This is a genomic window from Pseudomonas sp. BF-RE-21, assembly GCF_019947305.1.
Classification (GTDB): domain Bacteria; phylum Pseudomonadota; class Gammaproteobacteria; order Pseudomonadales; family Pseudomonadaceae; genus Aquipseudomonas; species Aquipseudomonas migulae.
Genome location: NZ_JAGYGF010000008.1, coordinates 52,730 through 75,551 on the forward strand (window position 1 = coordinate 52,730; position 22,822 = coordinate 75,551).

The window sequence follows — 22,822 nt, forward strand, 5'->3', positions numbered from 1 at the left end:
TTGTTATCCACGCGCGGCAATAACTGTGCCCAGAATAATCAGGCCAACGCCCATTGATTTCTGGAGTGTCATTGGCTCACTTAGAATCCAACCACTTAAAAGCAAAACGACAACGAAGTTCAAGCTCATAAATGGATAGGCGTGACTAAGATCAAACTTGGTCATCGCCGCCATCCAGGCTAACGATGCTAAAAATCCCGCTGCGAACCCTGAAACAATCGCCGGATCCAAAAACAGCAAAAAAAGAAATTTAATTTTTTGAGTTGTGTCAGAGGGGAATGCACCGTAGTGAGAGATTCGCCATTTAAGAATAAGTTGCCCATAGACGGTCAGCAGGATGGTTGCAAATATATACACATAATCGAATATACGAGCCATCAGCCTCTCTCCAGCACAGCCAGGCCGAAGCCGGTTTTACCATAGCCATTACCGTTATAAAGCATGTACCGACTTCCCTTATGATCAAACACAAACGGGTATTCGATCATCTCGCTATCCCAGCCTTCCGATGAAACATCGATAGCGGCTTCCTCCAGCGCCAATCGCCATTGCTTGCCTTCGTCAGTGGTTGCGTAGCCGATACGATAGGTTTCCCCGGCTCCGCTGCGATAGGAGAACCACATCTCCAATCCACCCAGATGGTTTTTTGCGACGGTTGGGCGCGAAAACGCTTGAGCGACTCCAAGTTCGAAGGGGATTGCCAAGCCGTTACGCTTCCAGTTCTCGCCATCAAGGGAATGCGCCGAGTTGATCACATGAATCATTTCTCCGTTACCCGAATCCCAAGTACGGGTCGATCCATACCACATGTCATACCCGCCGTTTCCGTCTTCACGCACCCACGGGTAAGAAAGGCTTATAGGATCGTCTTTATCAGCGCTCATGAACGGATTTTTGCTATCAAGCGTCAGCGTAGTATCCGCATTGACAACTAACCTGCCGACATCCCCCCTCCAATGCTGATCAATTGGCGCCTGCCAACCCATGAAAAGCATGTATTGCACGCCATCCACCGTGTAGCAGTTACCAATGCTTATACCATCAGCGTAAAAACTGCCTTTCGGTCCGTGTTCCATGAAAGGTGAAGGGTGTTCTTTGATGACTTTTCGTTTTTCAATATCGATATCCACAGCCCCAACGGAGGAGCGGTTATCAGAATCCCGACCACTGAAAAATACCCGAAAGACATCATCGTGCAGATGTACCGGTAACGGGTTGGCGGCATGAGATAATAACTTGGGATGACGCGCATCACCCTCGACAAAAAATAATTGCCCGAGCTTTTTCCATGTCGACTTCATAGTTTTCTCAGCTTGCTGCTGGGAACTTTAGAGCGCTCAGTCGCCGTGCCGATAAAGACACCCTCCTGTTCAGCGTTTGCTAACAGCAGTGCACCTGCACCAACGACGCACTTGTCCTCGACCGTTATATGATCACGAAGAGTCGCATTGACCCCGATAAAACACTGCTCGCCGATATGCACACCACCAGAAATCACTACATGGGATGCGATAAACGTATGATCCTGAATCGTAGAGTGGTGACCAATATGGTTACCGCTCCACAAAGTAATATTATTGCCAATATTAACGAATGGCTGAATGGTATTGTCTTCAAGAATAAAACAATTGTCGCCAATCCGGCCTTCATTGAGCACCGTGGCATGACTGCTTATGTAACTGGCAAGCGTGTAGCCGAGCGCCTTGGCTGCAAGATATTTTTCTTTGCGCACTGCATTGAGCTTCGAGTAGCTCAGGGCAATAAACAGCTCGTGACTGTGCGTTGGGTAGTGCTCGGCTACGTCTTCGAATGCAACGACTGGTAGACCACAGAAAGTAGGCGCCTCGATATAACTACCGTCCACAGTGAAAGCAACAATCTCATAAGCGGAGTCTGTACTAAAATAAAAGTGGGCCAGCTGCGCAATATCGCCAGAGCCGAAAATCACTAATTTTTTTTTCATCACATTTTCCTTACAAGAATAGTGAATTCGTACAACCCATAATCGTGCAGAAGGGCTACATGACGAGAGTAACGCCGCTTGCATATATCAAATAACAGGCAAGGATCGGCGTAGTACAGATCATCTCGCTTCTTATCTTCGTCAGAGTAGGAGGTGAGGCAATTAAAAGAGAACCCCAGACGACTTGTTCGATCCAGAACATCCAGTGTTTTTTCAAGATAGCTCAGCCACTCGTCGTCTGAACGACCCAGGCGAACATTAAAAATACCACTGGCAACGCCATAGTCAGCGACAGAGTCGGGCTCGGACCCGGCAATGAATCGAATACCGGACAGTTTTGCGTAACGCTGTTCGGCGGCCTGAATCATCTCTTTTGAAACATCTATACCAAGATATGAAAATTTCTGAGGCTTGTTATTTAAGTAGTCAACCAGCGCACCGTAGCCACATCCCAGATCATTGACAGTACAGTCCTGCGGGCCATCGATTACTTTGCAGAGTTGCTCGAAACGCAGCGCCTGGCCCTGTTCACCATTCCAGTCCACCCCATTCGGTGTCTCGCCATGCAGTGCAAGCTTGCTCGAGTAATAGCTCGCTACTTCATCAAGGAGCTCAGTTTTGTCGCTGTGCATAAATCTGCCTCACGATAGTGTAGGGGCGCTGTTTTGACTCGGAAAATATCTTGGAAAGATAGATCCCCACGACACCGATAAACGAAATTATCATGCCGCCAAGTAGCCAGATAGAGGCCATGACCGACGTCCAGCCGCTCATTGGCTTTGCGAGAAACATCCAGTGCGCCGTCAAATAAACAATATAAAGTAGTGCAAAAAACGAAATAGACACACCTATATAAAAAATACCAATCAATGGCGCATTGCTGAACGATGTTACCGAATTCACCAATATAGACATTTTTCTTCTGAGTGTATAAGTCGTCTGACTGGTATTGCTCTTTTTGACCGTCTGCGGCTGCTGTTCAAACCCGGTAATATGCCAAAGACCGGCAATAAATACCTCTCGTTCCTTATGGCGCAGTAAAGCGTCCACGTAGCGACGAGTCATTAATCTTGCAGTGACAATATTCTCTGGCAGGGCGAGTCCAGTCAGGGCTTGAAAGAAACGATAGAACCACCGGCCGCTCCATCGCTCAAACCAGCCGCCTTTGCGCTGCTCCTGCACTCCGTAAACAACATCACAGGCGGTCTGATTGATTTGCTGGTCAAAGCTGAGCAAGCACTCCGGCTCTTCTTCCAGATCGCTGTCAATCAGGAATATTTTTTCGCCTTTTGCGTGGGAGAGCCCCGTCATCATGGCCTTATGATGGCCGAAATTACGGGAGAGATCGATAAGTACGACATGATGGTCTCGTTCAGTGAGCGAGATAGCGATATCAAGACTGTTATCGGGAGATCCATCATTCACCAGCAGGATCTCATAATCATCCCCTGCAAGCGTCATCGCGACAGCACTCACGCGCGAATGAAACTCCTCTATGTAAGAGGCTGACTGATAAAGAGTGGCTACGATTGAGAGCTTCATGGAGCAACATGCCTCATTTGGCGATGAGCGTCTTTTCCACAATTAAAAAGCAGGTCAAGGACCGTGACGCCATGGGTAAACTCGCCCCATAACTGCGAATACTCCGGATAACCTGAGTAATCGAACCAGGTTAACTTTATATTCATCGCTTCAAATACAGCTTCATCAACGTAGTCCTTGGCAGATGGCCCGGAGACGTACTCGCTCCCCCCAGCCTGTGCACAAAGATTGGCAAGGCGTTCCGTCTTACCGTCGACCAACTCATAATCCGATGAACGACTAATAACTGTCTTGATTTCCAGGTAATCGCAAATAGCCTGAATAAATCGCTGATTAAGCTCTGAAATATGAGTATAACTTTCATTCAGATAAAGCGGCTCAAGCCATTTTGCAATTTCATTGAAGTGCGGAGCGCGACTGTAATTTTGAACCAGAGACTTCCAATGTGAAGCGGCCCAGTCAACACCATCTATCTCAGTTTCTCTGATCTTCTGATGATATTTTCCTTTCACTAAAACTGGCACGGTCAACCATTGCACACCTTGCGGGGTTTTAATCTGATTACGATTTCGCCAATCACGCCGAGTATATTGCATGTCATCATAGAGAATGAACTCATCCACTGATGCGATCATGTCAAAATACCCTTTCCAAGGGATGTAGTTGGATTGAAGTATCGCGACTTTTTTCAACGCACTGTTCCCTGGCGACGGTGAATCTTCATTGAGAAATGTAATTGTGAAGTAGAACGAGCACTTAGACGCACAGCAATATCACTACACAATTTTTAAGGCTGTCATATTAATCTGCAATGGGGGGAAGCGTCACCCTTTTCATGGTTTTTTGCCTCAGCAAACGCTCGAACGAGTTAACGTTTTGTGGACGCGACGCTAGCCCACGCCCATCCTCAGTCGCCCGGCCAAATGACATTCAATGCTCGCGCGGTCACAAATCCATCATCAAAACGCCACAACGACGACATGGCCTCAGCCGACACTGAGGTCATGACGACAGCTCTGCATATCACCCTGATCACCGAAACCTTCCCTCCCGAAATCAACGGCGTGGCCAATACCCTTGGCCGCTTGTGCGACGGTTTGCGCGCGCGCGGGCATCAGGTTGAACTGGTGCGGCCACGCCAGGGTTGCGATCAGCAGCTGGGCAGCGACGATGAATTGCTGCTGTGCCGGGGCTGGCCGCTGCCGGGGTATCCGGGTTTGCAATGGGGTCAGTCGTCGATGCACAAGCTGCTGCGACGCTGGAAGCGCCAGCGCCCGGACGTGCTGTACATCGCCACGGAAGGACCGCTGGGCTTGTCCGCGTTGCGCGCGGCACGGCGCCTGGGGATTTCGGTGGTCAGCGGTTTTCACACCAACTTCCAGCAGTACTCCAATCAGTACGGGCTCGGATTGCTCACGCGCCTGCTGACCCACTACCTGCGCTGGTTTCACAATCGCTCGACCCTGACGCTGGTGCCGAGTGTCAGCCAGCGACTGGAGTTGGAGCGCCGGCATTTCGAGCGGCTGGCATTGCTGTCCCGCGGGGTCGACAGTCAGTTGTTCCACCCGACCAAACGGCTGCAATCGTTGCGTGAGCAATGGGGCCTTGGCGAGAAGGACATCGCCGTCATCCACGTAGGACGCCTGGCACCGGAGAAGAACCTTGGTTTGCTCAAGCGCTGTTTCGACACGTTGAAAGCGACTTATCCACAGCGAAACCTAAAGCTGATCATCGTCGGTGACGGTCCGCAACGGGTGGCTCTGGAACAGGAACTGCCCGAAGCGATTTTCTGCGGCACTCAGCGCGGCGAGGTCCTGGCCAGCCACTATGCGTCAGGGGATGTGTTTTTGTTTCCGAGCATGACCGAAACCTTCGGCAATGTGGTGCTTGAGGCACTCGCGTCAGGGTTGGGCGTGGTGGCCTACGATCAGGCTGCGGCGGCGCAGCATATTCGCCATGGCTACAACGGCGTGCTGGCGATGCCGGGGGATGAGGAGGCGTTCAGCGATGCCGCGGTGTGGCTGCTGGAGAAGCGCGAAACCTTGCGATGCGTAAGGTTGAATGCGCGCCAGCATGCGAGTCGGCAGGGTTGGGCAGCGATTATCGAGCAGTTCGAGGGGCAGTTACGGGGGGCTTGCTCGCAGGAACAGGTTTTGCCTGATGTGGCTTTGTTGCCTTAAAAGCTTCGCGGGCAAGCCTCGCTCCTACAGGGACTTGCGTTCCGGCACATACCCTGTAGGAGCGAGGCTTGCCCGCGAAGAGGCCTTTCCAGTCGCTACTTAAACCAGCGTCATCAACGCCTCACGGCTGAACGGCAGGATGTCTCCCTCACGACCGTCACGCACTTTCTGCGCCCAGTCCGGGTCCACCAGCAGCGCACGCCCCACTGCCACCAGATCGAACTCGTCGTTGTTCAAACGCTCCAGCAGTTTTTCCAGACTGGCCGGCTGCGCGATCTTGTCGGTGTTGACCATGAATTGCAGGAACTCGCCATCCAGACCAACGCTGCCCACGGTGATGGTCGGCTTGCCGGTCAGTTTGCGCGTCCAGCCTGCCAGGTTCAGCTCGGAACCGTCGAACTCCGGCTCCCAGAAACGGCGCGTCGAGCAGTGGAAAATGTCCACGCCGGCGTCGGACAACGGCTTGAGGAACTCGCCCAGCGCTTCCGGAGTTTGCACCAGACGCGCGGTGTAATCCTGCTGCTTCCACTGAGAGAAACGGAAGATGATCGGGAAGCCTTCACCGACTGCCGCACGCACCGCCTGAATCAGTTCGATGGCGAAACGCGAACGGTTCGCCAGGTCGCCACCGTATTCATCGGTGCGCTGATTGGTGCCTTCCCAGAAGAACTGGTCCACCAGATAGCCATGGGCGCCGTGGATTTCCACGCCGTCCATGCCGATGCTTTGCGCGTCTTTGGCAGCTTGAGCGAACGCGGCGATCACGTCCTGGATATCCTGTTTAGTCATGCCGTGAACCACGACCTGACCGTCCTTCAGCTTTTCCGATGGGCCGTAACCCGGCACGCTGGCGTCAGGCTCGGTGCCGATGCGACGCACGCTGCCGACATGCCAAAGCTGCGGAACGATCTTGCCGCCTTCGGCATGCACTGCGTCGACGACTTTCTTCCAGCCGGCCAGCGCGGCTTCACCGTAGAAATGCGGCACGTTCGGGTAGCCGTTGGAGGCCTTGTGGCCGACGGTGGTGCCTTCAGTGATGATCAAACCCACGCCGGCGGCGGCGCGACGACGGTAGTACTCGATCACTTTGGAGTTGGGTACGCCACCCGGCGAAAACGAGCGGGTCATCGGCGCCATGACGACACGGGTCGGCAGTTCGAGGGTGCCGAGGTGGAACGGTTTGAACAGGGCTTTGACAGGCATGGGACGCTCCACGGGAATAGACTTTATGACGGCGATAATATGGAGTTGGGAACGCCTTGAATAGCACTATTGATTTTGGTGATTAAGGAATAAAAGGTGGAAAGCATCGTAGGAGCGAGCGGGCGGCGCTCCGACTTGCCCGCGAAGTCGGTCGGTCAGTCGACATCATTACTGACTGACCTGACGCCTTCGCGGGCAAGCCTCGCTCCTACAGGGGGAATCAGCTCAGGGCTTTTTCGATTGCCTGAATGACAGTGGGATCATCCGGCGCCGTACGCGGTGAGAACCGTGCCAGTACGCGACCGTCCTTGCCGAGCAGGAATTTTTCGAAATTCCAGGTGATATCACCCGGGAATTCAGCCCCCTCGCCCGCCAGCAGGCGGTACAACTGATGACGCTCATGACCGTTGACTTCCAGCTTGCTGGACAACGGAAAGGTCACGCCATAGTTGAGGCTGCAGAACTCCTGGATCTCTTTCTCGGTACCCGGTTCCTGCCCGGCAAACTGGTTGCACGGCAAGCCCAGCACGCTGAAGCCTTTACCTTTGTATTGCTGGTAAAGGTTTTCCAGCGCCGCGTATTGTGGGGTCAAGCCACATTTGGAGGCGACGTTGACCACCAGCACGACATGCCCCTTGAAGGGCGCCAGAGGTAGCTCCTGACCATCCAGGCCTGTCAAATTAAGGTCGTGAAAAGCACTCATGACGTACTCCAGATTCCCGTGTTCTTCTCGAAACAGCCTCTTGGTGAGGCCACCAAGGACAGCCGCGGACTAAAAAGGCGCCCTCGGGCGCCTCTCCAGTTCTCTGAGCTTAGCGCAGAAAATCAGTGGTGATGGCCACCTTCGCCATGGACGTGACCATGAGCGATTTCTTCCTGGCTGGCGTCACGGATGGCGATGATCTTGACCTGGAAGTTCAGGCGCTGACCGGCCAACGGGTGGTTGCCGTCGACGGTGACATCGTCGCCGTCCAGATCGCGAATGGTTACGATCTGCATTTGGCCGTCCGGTGCGGAAGCGTGGAACTGCATGCCCACTTCCAGCTCGTCGACGCCTTCGAACATGCTGCGGCTCAGCGTGCTGACCAGTTCGGCAGCGTATTCGCCGTAAGCGTCTTCAGGTTCAACGGCCACGGTCAGCTCGTCGCCGACTGCTTTGCCTTCCAGAGCCTTTTCCAGGCCCGGAATGATGTTGCCTGCGCCTTGCAGGTAGACCAGCGGCGCGCCGCCGGCGGAGCTGTCGATGACCTCACCAGCGTCGTTGGTCAGGGTATAGTCGATGGAGACAGCCTTATTGGCGGCGATCAGCATGGGGCGAGACCTTTTGCATAAGAATTTAGAAAGGCCAAGTTTAGCGAAGCAATCGTCCGAAAGCGAACACAACCCGGACAGACGGAATGCGGCGCCAGGCTCGACGGTCACAGGTTTTCATCAGGACGAGGACGGGCATTGGGTGGCCGAGCTGTCCTGTGGCCACACGCAGCACCTGCGCCACCAGCCGCCGTGGCAATCGCGCGCCTGGGTCATGGACCCGGCGCAACGTATTGAAAAAATAGGCCAGCCCTTTGAATGCGGTTGGTGCGCACAAGGCTCGGTTAGCGATAACCTTGGCGACTGAATTTCGGTAGATCGTCAGCTATAGATGATCACCTTTGTCATGCTCCCTTAGAGAATCCGCATGCAAACTTTTTTTATCGCACCCACCGATTTTGGTGTGGGTCTGACCTCCATCAGCCTCGGGCTGGTGCGCACCCTCGAGCGGGCCGGCCTCAAGGTCGGCTTTTTCAAACCGATTGCCCAGCCGCATCCGGGTGATACCGGGCCGGAGCGCTCCACCGAACTGGTGGCGCGAACCCACGGTTTGAAACCGCCGCAACCGCTGGGCCTGGCGCACGTCGAGCGCATGCTCGGCGACGGCCAGCTCGATGAGCTGCTCGAAGAAATCATCACGCTCTATCAGCAAGCGGCCATCGGCAAGGACGTGCTGATCGTCGAAGGCATGGTCCCGACCCGCAGCGCCAGTTACGCCGCGCGGGTCAATCTGCATTTGGCCAAGAGTCTGGATGCCGACGTGATTCTGGTTTCGGCACCGGAAAACGAAGTGCTGACCGAGCTCTCCGGTCGCGTGGAGTTGCAGGCGCAATTGTTCGGCGGGCCGAAAGACCCGAAAGTCCTCGGCGTGATCCTCAACAAGGTCAAGACCGACGAGAGCATGGAGGCCTTCGCCTCGCGCCTCAAGGAGCATTCGCCGTTGCTGCGCAGCGGTGATTTCCGCTTGCTCGGTTGCATCCCGTACCAGCCGGAACTGAACGCGCCGCGCACCCGCGACGTGGCCGATCTGATGGGCGCGCAAATCCTCAATGCCGGCGACTACGAAACCCGGCGCATGACCAAAATCATCATTTGTGCGCGCACCATGCGCAACACCGTGGAGCTGCTCAAGCCCGGCGTGCTGGTGGTGACACCCGGCGATCGCGACGACATCATCCTCGCCGTCAGCCTCGCAGCCATGAACGGTGTGCCGCTGGCCGGCCTGCTGCTGACCAGCGACACCCTGCCCGACCCGCGCATCATGGACCTGTGCCGTGGCGCCTTGCAGGCCGGTTTGCCGGTGTTGTCGGTGAGCACCGGCTCCTACGACACCGCGAACCAGCTGAACGGTTTGAACAAGGAAATCCCGATCGACGACCGCGAGCGAGCGGAGATCATCACCGACTTCGTCGCCAGCCACCTCGACGCCAACTGGCTGCACCAGCGTTGCGGCACGCCACGGGAGATGCGCCTGTCGCCTGCGGTGTTCCGTTATCAATTGATCCAGCGCGCCCAGGCCGCCAACAAGCGCATCGTGCTGCCCGAGGGTAGTGAGCCACTGACCGTGCAAGCCGCCGCAATCTGCCAAGCGCGCGGCATTGCCCGCTGTGTGTTGCTGGCGAAACCGGCGGACGTCGAAGCCGTGGCGCGTGCCCACGATATCGAACTGCCGCCAGGCCTGGAGATTCTCGACCCGGACCTGATTCGCGAACGTTACGTCGAGCCGATGGTTGCGTTGCGCAAGACCAAAAGCCTCAACGCGCCGATGGCCGAGCAGCAACTGGAAGACACCGTGGTGATTGGCACCATGATGCTGGCGCTGGATGAAGTCGACGGCCTGGTGTCCGGTGTCATTCACTCCACCGCCAACACCATCCGCCCGGCCTTGCAGCTGATCAAGACCGCGCCGGGCTGCACCCTGGTGTCGTCAGTGTTCTTCATGCTGTTCCCCGAAGAGGTGCTGGTCTACGGCGACTGCGTGATGAACCCGCACCCGAGCGCCACGGAACTGGCCGAGATCGCCCTGCAAAGTGCGGACTCGGCAGCAGCGTTCGGCATTACGCCGCGCGTGGCGATGATCAGCTATTCCAGCGGTGAATCGGCCAGCGGCGAAGAGGTCGAGAAGGTCCGCGAGGCGACGTTGCTCGCCCACGAACAACAACATTCGCTGCTGATCGACGGTCCGTTGCAGTACGACGCCGCCGCCAACGAAACCGTTGCCCGGCAACTGGCGCCGAACAGTCAGGTCGCCGGCCGCGCCACGGTGTTCGTGTTCCCCGACCTGAATACCGGCAACACCACGCACAAAGCCGTGCAGCGCAGCGCCGACTGCGTCAGCCTCGGCCCGATGCTGCAAGGCCTGCGCAAACCGGTGAACGACCTGCCGCGTGGCGCGCAAGTCGACGACATCGTGTACACCATCGCGTTGACCGCGATTCAAGCTGCCAACCGACCTCTGGATGTTTAAATGCTGGATTTCCTGCCTGCCGCCGCACGCGGCGTGATTGCATCGTTGTTGCTGGCACTGAATACGATTCTGCTCTGCTCGTTTCTGTTCTGCGTGGCGATTTTCAAGGTGTTGCCGTTCGCCCTCACCCAGCGTTTCACGCGCTGGCTGATGAACCATACCCATGAAGCCTGGATCAGCAACAACAAGGCCTGGATGAACCTGGTCCGCCGCACCCGCTGGCACCTCAGCGGCCTTGAAGGGCTGGACTATCAGCACTCGTACCTGATCACCAGCAACCACCAGAGCTGGGTCGACATCATGGTGTTGCAGTACGTGCTCAACCGTCGTATCCAGCCGCTGAAATTCTTTCTCAAGCAAGAGCTGATCTGGGTGCCGGTGATTGGCCTGGCCTGGTGGACGCTGGGCTTTCCGTTCATGAAGCGCTATTCCAAGGCTTACCTGGAAAAGCACCCGGAGAAGAAAGGAAAAGACCTGGAAACCACGCGCAAGACTTGCGCGAAGTTTCGTGATAACCCGGTGGGGATTTTCAATTTCGTCGAAGGCACGCGCTTCACCGAAGGCAAGCATGCGCAGCAGAAATCACCGTTCAAGTATTTGCTCAAACCTAAGGCCGGTGGCATTGCGTTTGTGCTGGACGCCATGGGTGAGCAGCTGGAGTCGATCGTCAACGTGACGATTCACTATCCGGGCGGGCGTCCGGGGTATTGGGATTTGCTCTGCGGGAACGTTGAAGATGTTGTGGTGCACTTTCAGGAGTTGAAGATTCCGCCGCAGTTTATTGGCAAGAACTACGACCAGGATGGGGAGTATCGGTTGCAGTTTCAGGGGTGGATCAATCAGCTTTGGTTAGACAAGGATGCGTTGTTGACGCAGATGCATCGCGAGTATCCCGCCAAACACTGACCTACTGTGGGAGCCAGCCTGCTGGCGATAGCGGGTTCACATTCAGCAGATTTATTGCCTGATTCACCGCAATCGCTAGCAGGCTAGCTCCCACAGTTGACCGAGTTGACCCACAAAAAAAACCGCCGATGATCACTCATCGGCGGGTTTTTCATTAGCAGCTAACGCTTAGATCGCGCCATGCTTGCGCAGCAGATCCAGCACTTGCTTGACGCTTTCTTCCAGCGACAGCGACTGGGTGTCGACCACGAGGTCGGCGTCCAGCGGCACGTCGTACGGGAAGGAATCACCCGGAATGTTATCCCCGGCCGCCGCGTACAAGCCTTGCGGATCACGCTCGGCACAAACCGTCGGCGAGGCCTGGACGTAGACCGTCAGCAGGCGCTCCTTGCCGATCAGGTCCTTGGCCTGCTCACGCCCTTCTGCACTCGGCGCAACAAACGCAGCGAGGGTCAGCAGACCAGCTTCGTTGAACTGACGCGCAACGTGCGCGGCACGACGCCAGTTTTCGGTGCGTCCGGCGCGATCCTGCGGCAGACCCTTGTTCAGGTCGTGACGCAGGTTCTGGCCATCGAGCACAAACACCGCACGGCCCAGGTCGAACAACTTGCGTTCAACCGCATACGCCAGAGTGCTTTTGCCCGCGCCCGACAAGCCGCTGAACAACACGGTGGCCGGCTGTTGGCCGAAACGCTGAGCGCGTTCTTCGGTGGCAACGTGCGCCAGTTTGCCGTGGTGCGTGCTGCTGCCATGCGCCAACGGCTGAGCGATGATCATGCCGGCGGCAACGGTGCCGTTGGTCAAACGGTCGATGACAATGAACGAACCGGTGGTGCGGTTGCTCGCGTAACCGTCCAGCGCGATGGCGGCGTCGAGGCTGATCTTGACGCGACCGATCTCGTTCAACTGCAACGCGCTGGCAGGGCCTTCTTCCAGGGTGTTCACGTCAACGCGGTTGACGATGCTGGTGATCGAACCCGGCACGTACGTCGTGGCGCGCTTGATGTCGTATTTCTTGCCCGGCAGCATCGGTTCTTCGGCCATCCACACCAGCATGGCGTCGAAGGCGTCAGTCACTTGCGGCAGGTTGTCGGCGTGCACCAGCAAGTCGCCGCGAGAGATATCGATCTCGTCTTCCATGGTCAGCGTCACCGCTTGACCCGGACCGGCATGTTCCAGCTCACCTTCGAAGGTGACGATGGATTTCACGCGGCTGCTCTTGCCCGACGGCAGCACAACGACTTCATCGCCCTTGTGCACGATGCCGCTGGCCAGGGTGCCGGCGAAACCACGGAAGTTCAGGTTCGGACGGTTGACGTACTGCACCGGGAAACGCAGGTCGGTGTAGTTGCGGTCGCTGGCGATTTCGACGGTTTCGAGAATTTCCATCAGCGACTGGCCGGTGTACCACGGCGAGCGCTCGGACTTGTTCACCACGTTGTCGCCCTTCAGCGCCGACATCGGCACGAAGGCCATGGTGGTCGGCTTGAACGCGATGCCTTCGGCGAACTTCAGGTAATCGGCCTTGATCGACTCGAACACGCTTTCGTCGAAGCCGTTGAGGTCCATCTTGTTGATGGCGACCACGATGTGCTTGATGCCCAGCAACGAGGCGATGAAGCTGTGGCGACGGGTCTGGGTCTGCACGCCGTAGCGCGCGTCGACCAGGATGATCGCCAGGTCACAGGTGGATGCACCGGTGGCCATGTTGCGGGTGTACTGCTCATGGCCAGGGGTATCGGCGATGATGAATTTGCGCTTGGCGGTGGAGAAGTAGCGGTAGGCGACATCGATGGTGATGCCCTGCTCACGCTCGGCCTGCAGGCCGTCGACCAGCAATGCCAGGTCGATGTCTTCGCCGGTGGTGCCGACTTTTTTCGAGTCGCGGGTAATGGCTTCCAGGTGATCTTCGTAGATCATCTTGGAGTCGTGCAGCAGGCGCCCGATCAGGGTGCTCTTGCCGTCGTCGACGTTGCCACAGGTCAGAAAGCGCAGCATTTCCTTGCGTTCGTGCTGGCCCAGGTAGGCGAGGATGTCCTCGCTGATCAAATCAGATGCGTGCGACATGACAACCCCTTAGAAATAACCCTGACGTTTCTTTTCTTCCATCGAGCCTGCGCCATCGTGATCGATGACCCGGCCCTGGCGTTCGGAAGTTCGCGTCAGGAGCATTTCCTGAATGATGTCGGTCAGGCTGGTGGCCTCGGACTCGACCGCACCGGTCAGCGGGTAGTCACCCAATGTACGGAAACGGACTTTCTTCTTGACGATGCGCGCCTTGTCTTCGTCGCTCAGGTGATTGAGCAGGCGTTCGTCGTCGATCATGATCCAGGTGCCATTCATCTCGATGACGTCGCGCTCGGCGGCGAAATACAGCGGCACAATCGGGATGCCTTCGAGGTAGATGTACTGCCAGATGTCCAGTTCGGTCCAGTTCGACAATGGGAAAACGCGGATCGATTCGCCCTTGTTGACGTTGCCGTTGTAGACGTTCCACAGCTCTGGACGCTGGTTTTTCGGGTCCCAGCGGTGCTTGGTGTCGCGGAAGGAATACACGCGCTCTTTGGCGCGGGACTTCTCTTCGTCGCGGCGAGCGCCACCGAAAGCGGCGTCGAAACCGTACTTGTCGAGCGCCTGTTTCAGGCCCTCGGTTTTCATGATGTCGGTATGCTTGGCGCTACCGTGGGTCAGCGGGTTGATGCCCTGGGCCACGCCATCGGGGTTCACGTGCACCAGCAGGTCCAGGCCGAGTTCTTCGACCATACGGTCGCGGAATTCGTACATTTCCTTGAACTTCCACCGGGTGTCGACGTGCATCACCGGGAACGGCAATTTGCCCGGGAAGAATGCCTTGCGCGCAAGGTGCAGCATCACGGCGGAATCTTTACCGACGGAGTACAGCATCACCGGGTTATCGAACTCGGCGGCGACCTCGCGGATGATGTGGATGCTTTCGGCCTCCAGCTGTTTCAGATGCGTCAGTTTGTCGACCATGGCTACTCACGAAAACGATCTTATGGACGGCCAGCGGGCCGTGTTCGAGCGGGGAATCCTAGCACAGCGACCTCTTCTAATCAGGACGCGAGCTAGATCGAAAGGGTATATGAATATACCCCCTCGTTTGGGCCCAGGGACCTTGTAGGAGCGAGGCTTGCCCGCGAAGAACGATAACGCGGTGTGCCTGATGTACTGCGTTATCGTTTTTCGCGGGCAAGCCTCGCTCCTACATGAAACTAGATCGGATTCGGGCAATCGATGAAGATGTGCTCCAGCGCAAACCGTCGCGCCAGGTAATCCCCCAGCGCCTGCACACCATAACGCTCGGTGGCGTGGTGACCGGCGGCGATGAAGCTGATGTCGTTTTCCCGGGCGCTGTGGAAGGTTTGCTCGGACGCCTCGCCGCTGAGGTACAGATCGACGCCCGCCAAGACCGCCTGATCGATATACCCCTGGCCGCCACCGGTGCACCAGCCGACCCGACGAATCATCTCGCTGCCTTCAATCAGCAGCGGCTCGCGGCCCATGACTTCCTGCACGCGGCGAGCGAAATCACGCGGCGTCACCGGTTCGTTCAACGAGCCGACCAGACCGACAATCTTCAGGTTATCCGGGTCCAGCGGCCCTTCGACGGTGATGTCCAACTGACGGGCGAGCTGCACGTTGTTACCGACTTCCGGGTGCAGGTCCAGCGGCAAGTGATAGGACAGCAGGCTGATGTCGTGCTTGAGCAGGGTTTTCAACCGACGCTGCTTCATGCCGGTGATGCACGGGTTCTCGCCCTTCCAGAAGTAACCGTGATGCACCAGCACCAGATCGGCCTGCGCTTCGACGGCTGCATCCAGCAACGCCTGACTGGCCGTGACGCCACTGACGATGCGCATCACCTGCGGCCGGCCTTCGACCTGTAACCCGTTGGGGCAATAATCGGCAATCTTTGCACTGTTCAGATAACGGTCGGCTTCTTCGACCAGGGTGCTCAGGGCGACGGCCATAAAAGACTCCTAAATATCCCGTTCAGAGGCGCGCGCGGCCTCGTATAATGCGCGACATTATGGGCGGTCTCTAACCGCCTGCAACCTCTCAGGACGTGCTTAATGCTCAAGGCGCTGCGTTTTTCCGGCTGGCCGCTGTTGGCCGGCGTGCTTATCGCTCTATTGATCATCCAGCGTTACCCGCAGTGGGTCGGGCTTCCAAGCCTCGACGTCAACCTGCAGCAAGCCCCGCAAACCACCACCATGCAACAGGGGCCGGTGTCCTATGCCGACGCCGTCACCACCGCTGCGCCGTCGGTGGTGAACCTGTACACCACCAAAGTCATCAACAAGCCGAACCATCCGCTGTTCGAAGACCCGCAGTTCCGCCGCTTCTTCGGCGACAACGCGCCCAAGCAGAAACGCATGGAATCGAGCCTCGGCTCCGGCGTGATCATGAGCCCGGAAGGCTACCTGCTGACCAACAACCACGTGACCAGCGGCGCCGACCAGATTGTCGTCGCGCTGAAGGACGGGCGTGAAACCCTGGCCCGCGTCATCGGCAGCGACCCGGAAACCGACCTCGCGGTCCTGAAGATCGATCTGAAAAACCTGCCGTCGATCACCGTCGGCCGCTCCGACAACATCCGCATCGGCGACGTCGCCCTCGCCATCGGCAACCCGTTCGGCGTCGGCCAGACCGTGACCATGGGCATCATCAGCGCCACCGGCCGTAACCAGCTGGGCCTGAACAACTACGAAGATTTCATCCAGACCGACGCCGCGATCAACCCCGGCAACTCCGGCGGTGCGCTGGTGGATGCCAATGGCAACCTGACCGGGATCAACACGGCGATCTTCTCCAAGTCCGGCGGTTCGCAAGGCATCGGTTTCGCGATCCCGGTCAAACTGGCAATGGAAGTGATGAAGTCGATCATCGAACACGGCCAGGTGATTCGCGGCTGGCTCGGTATCGAAGTGCAGCCGTTGAGCCAGGAGCTGGCGGAGTCGTATGGCCTGTCGGGACGTCCGGGCATTGTGGTCGCAGGGATTTTCCGTGACGGCCCGGCGCAGAAGGCCGGCCTGCAATTGGGCGACGTGATTCTCACCATCGACGGCGAACCGGCCGGTGATGGTCGCCGTTCGATGAACCAGGTCGCACGGATCAAACCGACCGACAAAGTCACGGTTCAGGTGATGCGCAACGGCAAGGAACTGAAGCTCACCGCTGAAATCGGCTTGCGCCCGCCACCGGCGCCGGTCAAAGAGAAAGAAGAACAGTAAGCACTCCCCACAAAACCAATGTGGGAGCGGGCTTGCTCGCGAAAGCGGTTGATCAGCCAACATCTCTGCTGAATGGAAAACCGTATTCGCGAGCAAGCCCGCTCCCACAGGATTGGTGGATGTTTTAGAGGTCGCCGAGGCCGTCGATCAGTGCCTGATTCTGTTCAGGTGTGCCAATCGAAATCCGCAGGAACTGGGCAATCCGCTCCTGCTTGAAGTGCCGGACGATCACGCCTTGCTCGCGCAACTTCGCCGCCAGCCCCGCCGCATCGTGCTGCGGATGCCGGGCGAAGATGAAGTTCGCCGCTGAAGGCAGCACTTCAAAGCCCTTGGCTTGCAGTTGCGCAACGACCTTCTCGCGATTCTCGATGACCAACCCGCAGGTCTTGTCGAAGTACTCGCGGTCTTCGAACGCGGCGGCTGCACCGACGTTCGCCAGGCGGTCCAGCGGGTAAGAGTTGAAGCTGTTCTTGATCCGCTCCAGCGCCTCGATCAGGTCCGGATGCCCCACCGCCAGACCGACCCGCAGGCCAGCCAGGGAACGGGACTTGGACAACGTCTGAGTCACCAGCAAATTCGGATAACGGTCCACCAGGCTGATCGCCGTCTCGCCACCGAAGTCGATGTAAGCCTCATCCACAACGACCACCGAATCCGGGCTGGCCTTGAGGATTTGCTCAACCGCGTCCAGCGCCAGCAGGCAACCGGTAGGGGCGTTCGGATTCGGGAAGATGATCCCGCCGTTTGGCTTGGCGTAATCCGCCGGGTTGATCTGGAACTGTTCGTCCAGCGGCACCGCGTCGAACGTGATGCCATACAACCCGCAGTAGACCGGGTAGAAGCTGTAGCTGATGTCCGGGAACAGCACCGGCTGATCGTGTTGCAGCAAACCGTGAAAGATGTGCGCCAGGACTTCATCGGAACCGTTGCCGAGGAACACCTGATTGCTTTGCACGCCGTAGTAATGGGCGACAGCGTTCTTCAACAGGTCGCTGTTCGGGTCCGGGTACAAACGCAGGTTGTCGTTGAGCTCGGTCTGCATCGCCGCCAGGGCTTTTGGCGATGGGCCGTACGGGTTTTCGTTGGTGTTGAGCTTCACCAGTTTCGCCAGTTTCGGCTGCTCGCCCGGCACGTAAGGCACCAGATTCTTGACGAACGGGCTCCAGAATTTACTCATCTCAGTTCCCCTGTTTGTCGTCGATGATGCGGTATTCGGCGCTGCGGGCGTGGGCGGTCAGCGACTCGCCACGGGCCAGCACGGAAGCGGTCTTGCCCAGTTCCGACGCACCCTGCTCGGAGCAGAAGATGATCGACGAGCGTTTCTGGAAGTCGTACACGCCCAGCGGCGACGAGAAACGAGCAGTGCCGGAGGTCGGCAGCACGTGGTTCGGGCCGGCGCAGTAGTCGCCCAAGGCTTCGGAGGTGTGACGGCCCATGAAGATTGCGCCGGCGTGACGGATCTGCGGCAACCACGCTTGTGGATCGGCGACCGACAACTCCAGGTGCTCCGGTGCGATGCGGTTGGCCACTTCGATGGCTTGTTCCATATCGCGAACCTGGATCAGCGCCCCACGACCATTGATCGAGGTTTCGATGATCTCGGCGCGTTCCATGGTCGGCAGCAGTTTGGCGATGCTGGCGGCGACCTTGTCGAGGAACCCGGCGTCCGGGCTGACCAGAATCGCCTGGGCGTCTTCGTCGTGCTCGGCCTGGGAGAACAGGTCCATGGCGATCCAGTCCGGATCGGTCTGGCCGTCGCACACAACGAGGATTTCCGACGGGCCGGCGATCATGTCAATGCCGACCTGGCCGAACACGTGACGCTTGGCGGTGGCGACATAGATATTGCCCGGGCCGACCACCTTGTCGACCTTCGGCACGCTTTCGGTGCCATAAGCCAACGCGGCAACGGCTTGGGCGCCACCGATGGTGAACACACGATCGACGCCAGCGATGCACGCTGCGGCCAATACCAGTTCGTTGATTTCACCGCGCGGTGTCGGCACCACCATGACCACTTCGGTCACGCCCGCCACTTTGGCCGGGATCGCATTCATCAGTACGGACGACGGGTACGACGCTTTGCCGCCCGGGACATAAAGACCGGCGCGATCCAGCGGCGTGACCTTCTGGCCCAGCACGGTGCCATCGGCCTCGGTATAGCTCCAGGAATCCTGTTTCTGCTTTTCGTGGTAGCTGCGCACGCGGGCCGCGGCTTTTTCCAGTGCTTCACGCTGCGGCACGGTGATTCGGGTCAGGGCCAGTTCCAGGCGCTCGCGCGGCAGGATCAGGTCGGCCATCGAGGCGACTTCCAGGCCGTCGAACTTCTGGGTGAATTCCACCAGCGCCGCATCGCCACGCTCGCGCACGGCCTTGATGATGTCCAGCACCCGCTGATTGACCGAGTCGTCAGACACACTTTCCCAGCTCAGCAGATGATCCAGATGATGTGCGAAATCCGGGTCAGCAGCGTTGAGTCGGCGAATTGCAGTCGGTGCGGTCATAGCGAGAGCCTCATAGGAATGGCAAAAACTCAGGCGCCCTAACTTAGCAGTCGTTTCCGCTTGGGCACCTGAGATTCTGGCTATGAGGCGGATAGACGGGCGCGACTCAAGGTCGCGCAGGTGAATCAGCCGCGGTGTCGAGACTCCACTGCCTTGCGCAGGGTGTCGATCAACGCCTGGATACGGGCGTGCTGCATTTTCATCGAAGCTTTGTTGACGATCAGCCGGGAGCTGATGTCGGCAATGAAATCCTGAGGTTCCAGGCCATTGGCACGCAGGGTGTTACCGGTGTCGACCACGTCGATGATCTTGTCCGCCAGACCGATCAGCGGCGCCAGTTCCATCGAGCCGTACAGCTTGATGATGTCGACCTGACGACCCTGTTCGGCGTAGTAACGCTTGGCAACGTTGACGAACTTGGTCGCCACCCGCAAACGGCCCTTGGGCTCGACGTCGCCGACACGGCCAGCGGTCATCAGCTTGCAGAGGGCGATGCGCAGGTCCAGTGGCTCGTACAAGCCCTGGCCGCCATATTCCATCAACACATCTTTACCGGCGACGCCCAGGTCAGCGGCACCATGCTCGACATAGGTCGGCACATCGGTGGCGCGCACGATCAGCAGGCGTACATCTTCCTGGGTCGTGGGGATGATCAGCTTGCGGCTCTTGTCCGGATTCTCGGTCGGCACGATGCCCGCTTCAGCCAGAAGCGGCAGGGTGTCGTCAAGGATGCGGCCCTTGGACAGTGCGATGGTCAACATGGGAAACGTCAGTCCTTATCAAGGTACGTGCCCGATCACAAACGGCGCCGGACACACATCGTGGGTGAAGTACCCTCGACTTGAAACGAATTCAACGGGCACATCCTTATGCCCATGCAGCAAAAAACTAGCCCGGTACGCGGCGGATCTTGGCGCCGAGCATCTGCAGTTTCTCTTCGATGCACTCGTAACCACGGTCGATGTGGTAGATGCGGTCGATCAGGGTGTCGCCTTCAGCGATCAGCGCCGAGATCACCAGGCTGGCCGAAGCACGCAGGTCGGTGGCCATGACTGGCGCGCCTTTCAGCTTCTCGGTACCGGTGACAATGGCGGTGTTGCCTTCGACCTGGATCTTGGCGCCCATGCGGTGCAGTTCGTAAACGTGCATGAAGCGGTTTTCGAAGATCGTCTCGATCACGGCACCGGTGCCTTCGGCAATGGCGTTGAGCGAGATGAACTGCGCCTGCATGTCAGTCGGGAACGCCGGGTATGGAGCAGTGCGCACGTTGACGGCTTTTGGCCGCTTGCCGTGCATGTTCAGCTCGATCCAGTCTTCGCCGCAGTTGATTTCGGCACCCGACTCACGGAGTTTTTCCAGGACGGCTTCGAGGATGGTCGGATCGGTGTCCTTGACCTTCACACGACCGCCGGTCACGGCGGCGGCAACCAGGTAGGTACCGGTTTCGATACGGTCCGGCATCACTTTGTAAGTGGTGGTGTGCAGACGCTCGACGCCATCGATGGTGATGGTGTCGGTGCCGGCGCCAGAGATCTTGGCGCCCATGGCGATCAGGAAGTTCGCCAGGTCGACCACTTCAGGCTCGCGCGCGGCGTTGGCCAGCACGCTGCGGCCCTTGGCCAGGGCAGCGGCCATCATGATGTTTTCGGTACCGGTCACACTGACGGTGTCGAAGAAGAAGTGCGCGCCACGCAGGCCGCCTTCAGGCGCCTTGGCCTTGATGTAGCCGCCTTCGACATCGATGACCGCGCCCATGGCTTCAAGACCACGGATGTGCAGGTCCACCGGACGCGAACCGATGGCGCAACCGCCAGGCAGTGCGACTTCGGCTTCACCGAAACGGGCAACCATCGGGCCCAGTACCAGGATCGACGCACGCATGGTTTTCACCAGTTCGTACGGAGCGATCAGGGTCTTGATGGTACGCGGGTCGATTTCGACGCTGAGTTTCTCGTCGATCACCGGCTCGATGCCCATGCGACCGAACAGCTCGATCATGGTGGTGATGTCGTGCAGGTGCGGCAGGTTGGCAACGGTAACCGGGCCATCGCACAGCAAAGTTGCAGCCAGGATCGGCAGGGCAGAGTTCTTTGCCCCGGAAATGCGGATCTCGCCATCAAGACGAGCGCCACCGGTAATAATCAATTTATCCATAAGAATCTCGACGCCCTTGGGCTCAGGTGCGCTCGGCCCAGGCCGCGCTGCTGAAAAATTTCATAGTGACCGCATGGATGCTGCCATCGGTGATCCATGGGTTCAAATGGGCATAGACCTGCTGCTGACGCTTCACCGGGCTCAACGCCGCCAGTTCATCGCTAATCACATTCAGCTGGAAATTGCAGCCTTCGCCTTCAACTTCCACCTTGGTGTTTGGCAGCTTTCCTTCAAGGAAGCTCTTCACTTCTACGGCCTGCATGCTCAACCTCAATCGGCGCCCTGTGCGCGCGGGTCGGACATCATACAAAAAAGCCCCGCGCCTGCGAACCCCGCGAAGCAGGACTCTGACGGGGGGCTTCTCTGTCGATGCGGTTAGGGATGCGCCAACAGCTCGGTCATTTCGCTGACCTGAGCGATTTCGCGCATGTCTTCGGGCATCGCGCGGATGCTCAGCGACTTGCCGGCCTCGTGCGCATCCCGCATGAAACACAGCAGCAACGACAAGCCGACGCTGCTGGATTTCAACACCGCCGAACAGTCCACCACCAGTGCGGTCGCCTTGCTGGCCTTGATCAGCGCCTGGCCCTGCTTGCGCAGGCCCGGACCGGTGAGGTAGTCCAGCATGCCGCTGAGCATCAGCTCACCGGATTCATTCATGCGAATGGCCGATACACTCATTGGGTCTGCTGCTCGGTGGATTGCTTCTGGCTGGCTTCCTTGGCCTTGGCGACTTCACCGGCCCAACCATTGATGGTCTTGTCCAGGTCGTTGCCATTGCGCTGCATCGCATCGGCGAACTGATCGCGGAACAGCTTGCCAATGTTGATGCCATTGATGATCACGTTACGCAGCTTCCACTCGCCGTTGATCTTCTCGAGCGTGTAAGACACGGGATAGATCGCGCCGTTGCTGCCTTTGACCGTCATGCCAACGCTGGTGCGGTCTCCCGACTCATCCTTGGCAGGGTCGACGACGATGCCCTGGTTGTTGTACTCGAGCAAGGCGTTGCCATAGAACTGGAACAGGCCTTTCTTGAAGTTTTCTTCAAAGGTCTTCATTTGCGCCGGCGTGGCCTTGCGCGAATATTTGACCGTCATGATGCTCTTGGAGATGCCCTCGGCATCTACCACAGGCCCGACGATGGTGTTCAGCGCCGTGTAAAAGTCCTGCGGGTCCTGTTTGTACTTCTCTTTGTTGGCCGACAGATCCGCCAGCAACCGGGTCGTGGTGTCTTGTACCAGTTCGTGCGCGGAAGGCGCCGCCACGGCGTTAGCCATCAACGGCAGGGCCGCGAGTAATACCAACAGGCCACGTCGCAAGGTAGAGATCATTCA

General features: G+C 57.9%; 24 protein-coding genes. 5 read left to right on the forward strand and 19 right to left on the reverse strand.

The annotated features are described in order from the left end of the window. Window positions 1-3: 3 nt before the first annotated feature. From KGB25_RS08485 to KGB25_RS08510, 6 genes are read right to left on the reverse strand one after another with little or no spacing between them, the layout of a single operon-like run. Window positions 4-378 carry an EamA family transporter gene (locus KGB25_RS08485; RefSeq protein WP_192227743.1) on the reverse strand — a complete coding sequence of 125 codons (375 nt, stop codon included), beginning with the start codon at window positions 376-378 and terminating at the stop codon, window positions 4-6. Continuing rightward, complete coding sequence (locus tag KGB25_RS08490) at window positions 378-1,301, reverse strand: hypothetical protein (protein ID WP_008037351.1); 924 nt, start codon at window positions 1,299-1,301, stop codon at window positions 378-380. Before KGB25_RS08490 ends, KGB25_RS08485 begins: the two co-directional genes overlap by 1 nt. Next, window positions 1,298-1,963 (reverse strand): acetyltransferase, encoded by a 666-nt coding sequence (locus KGB25_RS08495; RefSeq protein WP_008037353.1) that lies wholly within the window; start codon window positions 1,961-1,963, stop codon window positions 1,298-1,300. The genes KGB25_RS08490 and KGB25_RS08495 overlap by 4 nt, the downstream gene beginning before the upstream one ends. Beyond that, window positions 1,963-2,595 carry a class I SAM-dependent methyltransferase gene (locus KGB25_RS08500; protein ID WP_192417362.1) on the reverse strand — a complete coding sequence of 211 codons (633 nt, stop codon included), beginning with the start codon at window positions 2,593-2,595 and terminating at the stop codon, window positions 1,963-1,965. The genes KGB25_RS08495 and KGB25_RS08500 overlap by 1 nt, the downstream gene beginning before the upstream one ends. Then, entirely contained in the window at window positions 2,576-3,505 is a 930-nt protein-coding gene (locus tag KGB25_RS08505) for a glycosyltransferase family 2 protein (protein WP_223434782.1), read from the reverse strand. The genes KGB25_RS08500 and KGB25_RS08505 overlap by 20 nt, the downstream gene beginning before the upstream one ends. Then, on the reverse strand, window positions 3,502-4,197 hold the full coding sequence (locus KGB25_RS08510) for a WbqC family protein (RefSeq protein ID WP_032832353.1): 696 nt from the start codon (window positions 4,195-4,197) through the stop codon (window positions 3,502-3,504). The genes KGB25_RS08505 and KGB25_RS08510 overlap by 4 nt, the downstream gene beginning before the upstream one ends. A gap of 288 nt (window positions 4,198-4,485) precedes the next feature. On the opposite strand from KGB25_RS08510, the gene KGB25_RS08515 reads away from it, so the two are divergent. Then, window positions 4,486-5,685, forward strand: a complete 1,200-nt coding sequence (locus KGB25_RS08515; protein ID WP_223434783.1) for a glycosyltransferase family 4 protein — start codon at window positions 4,486-4,488, stop codon at window positions 5,683-5,685. 99 nt (window positions 5,686-5,784) lie between these two features. Here KGB25_RS08515 and KGB25_RS08520 read toward each other — a convergent pair whose 3' ends face one another. The 3 genes from KGB25_RS08520 to KGB25_RS08530 form a co-directional block, all read right to left on the reverse strand. After that, window positions 5,785-6,888, reverse strand: coding sequence for an NADH:flavin oxidoreductase (locus KGB25_RS08520; RefSeq protein ID WP_207285270.1), 1,104 nt, complete (start codon window positions 6,886-6,888; stop codon window positions 5,785-5,787). A gap of 220 nt (window positions 6,889-7,108) precedes the next feature. Beyond that, entirely contained in the window at window positions 7,109-7,591 is a 483-nt protein-coding gene (locus tag KGB25_RS08525; RefSeq protein WP_008037360.1) for a glutathione peroxidase, read from the reverse strand. A 122-nt stretch (window positions 7,592-7,713) separates the two neighbouring features. Further along, window positions 7,714-8,199, reverse strand: coding sequence for a peptidylprolyl isomerase (locus tag KGB25_RS08530; protein WP_008026954.1), 486 nt, complete (start codon window positions 8,197-8,199; stop codon window positions 7,714-7,716). Here KGB25_RS08530 and KGB25_RS08535 point away from each other — a divergent pair. The 3 genes from KGB25_RS08535 to KGB25_RS08545 are packed head-to-tail and all read left to right on the forward strand — an operon-like array spanning window position 8,168 to window position 11,572. Further along, on the forward strand, window positions 8,168-8,506 hold the full coding sequence (locus tag KGB25_RS08535) for a DUF3565 domain-containing protein (RefSeq protein ID WP_081500182.1): 339 nt from the start codon (window positions 8,168-8,170) through the stop codon (window positions 8,504-8,506). The genes KGB25_RS08530 and KGB25_RS08535 overlap by 32 nt on opposite strands. 60 nt (window positions 8,507-8,566) lie before the next feature. After that, a complete protein-coding gene (gene pta, locus KGB25_RS08540; protein ID WP_008026952.1) occupies window positions 8,567-10,666 on the forward strand; it encodes a phosphate acetyltransferase in 2,100 nt (699 codons plus the stop codon). Continuing rightward, window positions 10,667-11,572 carry an acyltransferase gene (locus KGB25_RS08545; protein ID WP_008037361.1) on the forward strand — a complete coding sequence of 302 codons (906 nt, stop codon included), beginning with the start codon at window positions 10,667-10,669 and terminating at the stop codon, window positions 11,570-11,572. It abuts the gene before it with no gap. A 168-nt stretch (window positions 11,573-11,740) separates the two neighbouring features. On the opposite strand, the gene cysN is transcribed toward KGB25_RS08545, so the two are convergent. The 3 genes from cysN to KGB25_RS08560 all read right to left on the reverse strand — a co-directional run bounded on the left by cysN (window position 11,741) and on the right by KGB25_RS08560 (window position 15,564). Next, entirely contained in the window at window positions 11,741-13,639 is a 1,899-nt protein-coding gene (gene cysN / locus KGB25_RS08550; protein ID WP_223415026.1) for a sulfate adenylyltransferase subunit CysN, read from the reverse strand. A 9-nt stretch (window positions 13,640-13,648) separates the two neighbouring features. Beyond that, complete coding sequence (gene cysD / locus KGB25_RS08555) at window positions 13,649-14,566, reverse strand: sulfate adenylyltransferase subunit CysD (RefSeq protein WP_008026947.1); 918 nt, start codon at window positions 14,564-14,566, stop codon at window positions 13,649-13,651. 239 nt (window positions 14,567-14,805) lie between these two features. After that, complete coding sequence (locus KGB25_RS08560) at window positions 14,806-15,564, reverse strand: Nif3-like dinuclear metal center hexameric protein (protein WP_008037366.1); 759 nt, start codon at window positions 15,562-15,564, stop codon at window positions 14,806-14,808. 102 nt (window positions 15,565-15,666) lie between these two features. Between KGB25_RS08560 and algW the strand changes: the two genes are divergently transcribed. Then, on the forward strand, window positions 15,667-16,827 hold the full coding sequence (gene algW, locus KGB25_RS08565) for a Do family serine endopeptidase AlgW (RefSeq protein WP_008026944.1): 1,161 nt from the start codon (window positions 15,667-15,669) through the stop codon (window positions 16,825-16,827). 124 nt (window positions 16,828-16,951) lie between these two features. Here the strand turns inward: algW and hisC are convergent, their stop codons facing one another. The 7 genes from hisC to KGB25_RS08600 all read right to left on the reverse strand — a co-directional run bounded on the left by hisC (window position 16,952) and on the right by KGB25_RS08600 (window position 22,819). Then, the gene (gene hisC, locus KGB25_RS08570; RefSeq protein WP_207285272.1) at window positions 16,952-18,004 is read right to left on the reverse strand and encodes a histidinol-phosphate transaminase; all 1,053 of its coding nucleotides are present in this window, start codon (window positions 18,002-18,004) and stop codon (window positions 16,952-16,954) included. A gap of 1 nt (window position 18,005) precedes the next feature. Continuing rightward, a complete protein-coding gene (hisD, locus tag KGB25_RS08575) occupies window positions 18,006-19,331 on the reverse strand; it encodes a histidinol dehydrogenase (protein WP_008026941.1) in 1,326 nt (441 codons plus the stop codon). Between the two features lie 125 nt (window positions 19,332-19,456). Beyond that, window positions 19,457-20,092, reverse strand: coding sequence for an ATP phosphoribosyltransferase (gene hisG / locus KGB25_RS08580; RefSeq protein ID WP_008026940.1), 636 nt, complete (start codon window positions 20,090-20,092; stop codon window positions 19,457-19,459). Between the two features lie 127 nt (window positions 20,093-20,219). Beyond that, window positions 20,220-21,485 (reverse strand): UDP-N-acetylglucosamine 1-carboxyvinyltransferase, encoded by a 1,266-nt coding sequence (gene murA / locus KGB25_RS08585; RefSeq protein ID WP_008026938.1) that lies wholly within the window; start codon window positions 21,483-21,485, stop codon window positions 20,220-20,222. 22 nt (window positions 21,486-21,507) lie between these two features. After that, window positions 21,508-21,747 (reverse strand): BolA family protein, encoded by a 240-nt coding sequence (locus KGB25_RS08590; RefSeq protein ID WP_007901566.1) that lies wholly within the window; start codon window positions 21,745-21,747, stop codon window positions 21,508-21,510. Window positions 21,748-21,860: 113 nt separating this feature from the next. After that, on the reverse strand, window positions 21,861-22,166 hold the full coding sequence (locus KGB25_RS08595; protein ID WP_008026936.1) for a lipid asymmetry maintenance protein MlaB: 306 nt from the start codon (window positions 22,164-22,166) through the stop codon (window positions 21,861-21,863). Next, on the reverse strand, window positions 22,163-22,819 hold the full coding sequence (locus KGB25_RS08600) for a phospholipid-binding protein MlaC (protein WP_192417373.1): 657 nt from the start codon (window positions 22,817-22,819) through the stop codon (window positions 22,163-22,165). Before KGB25_RS08600 ends, KGB25_RS08595 begins: the two co-directional genes overlap by 4 nt. Between the last annotated feature and the right edge of the window lie 3 nt (window positions 22,820-22,822).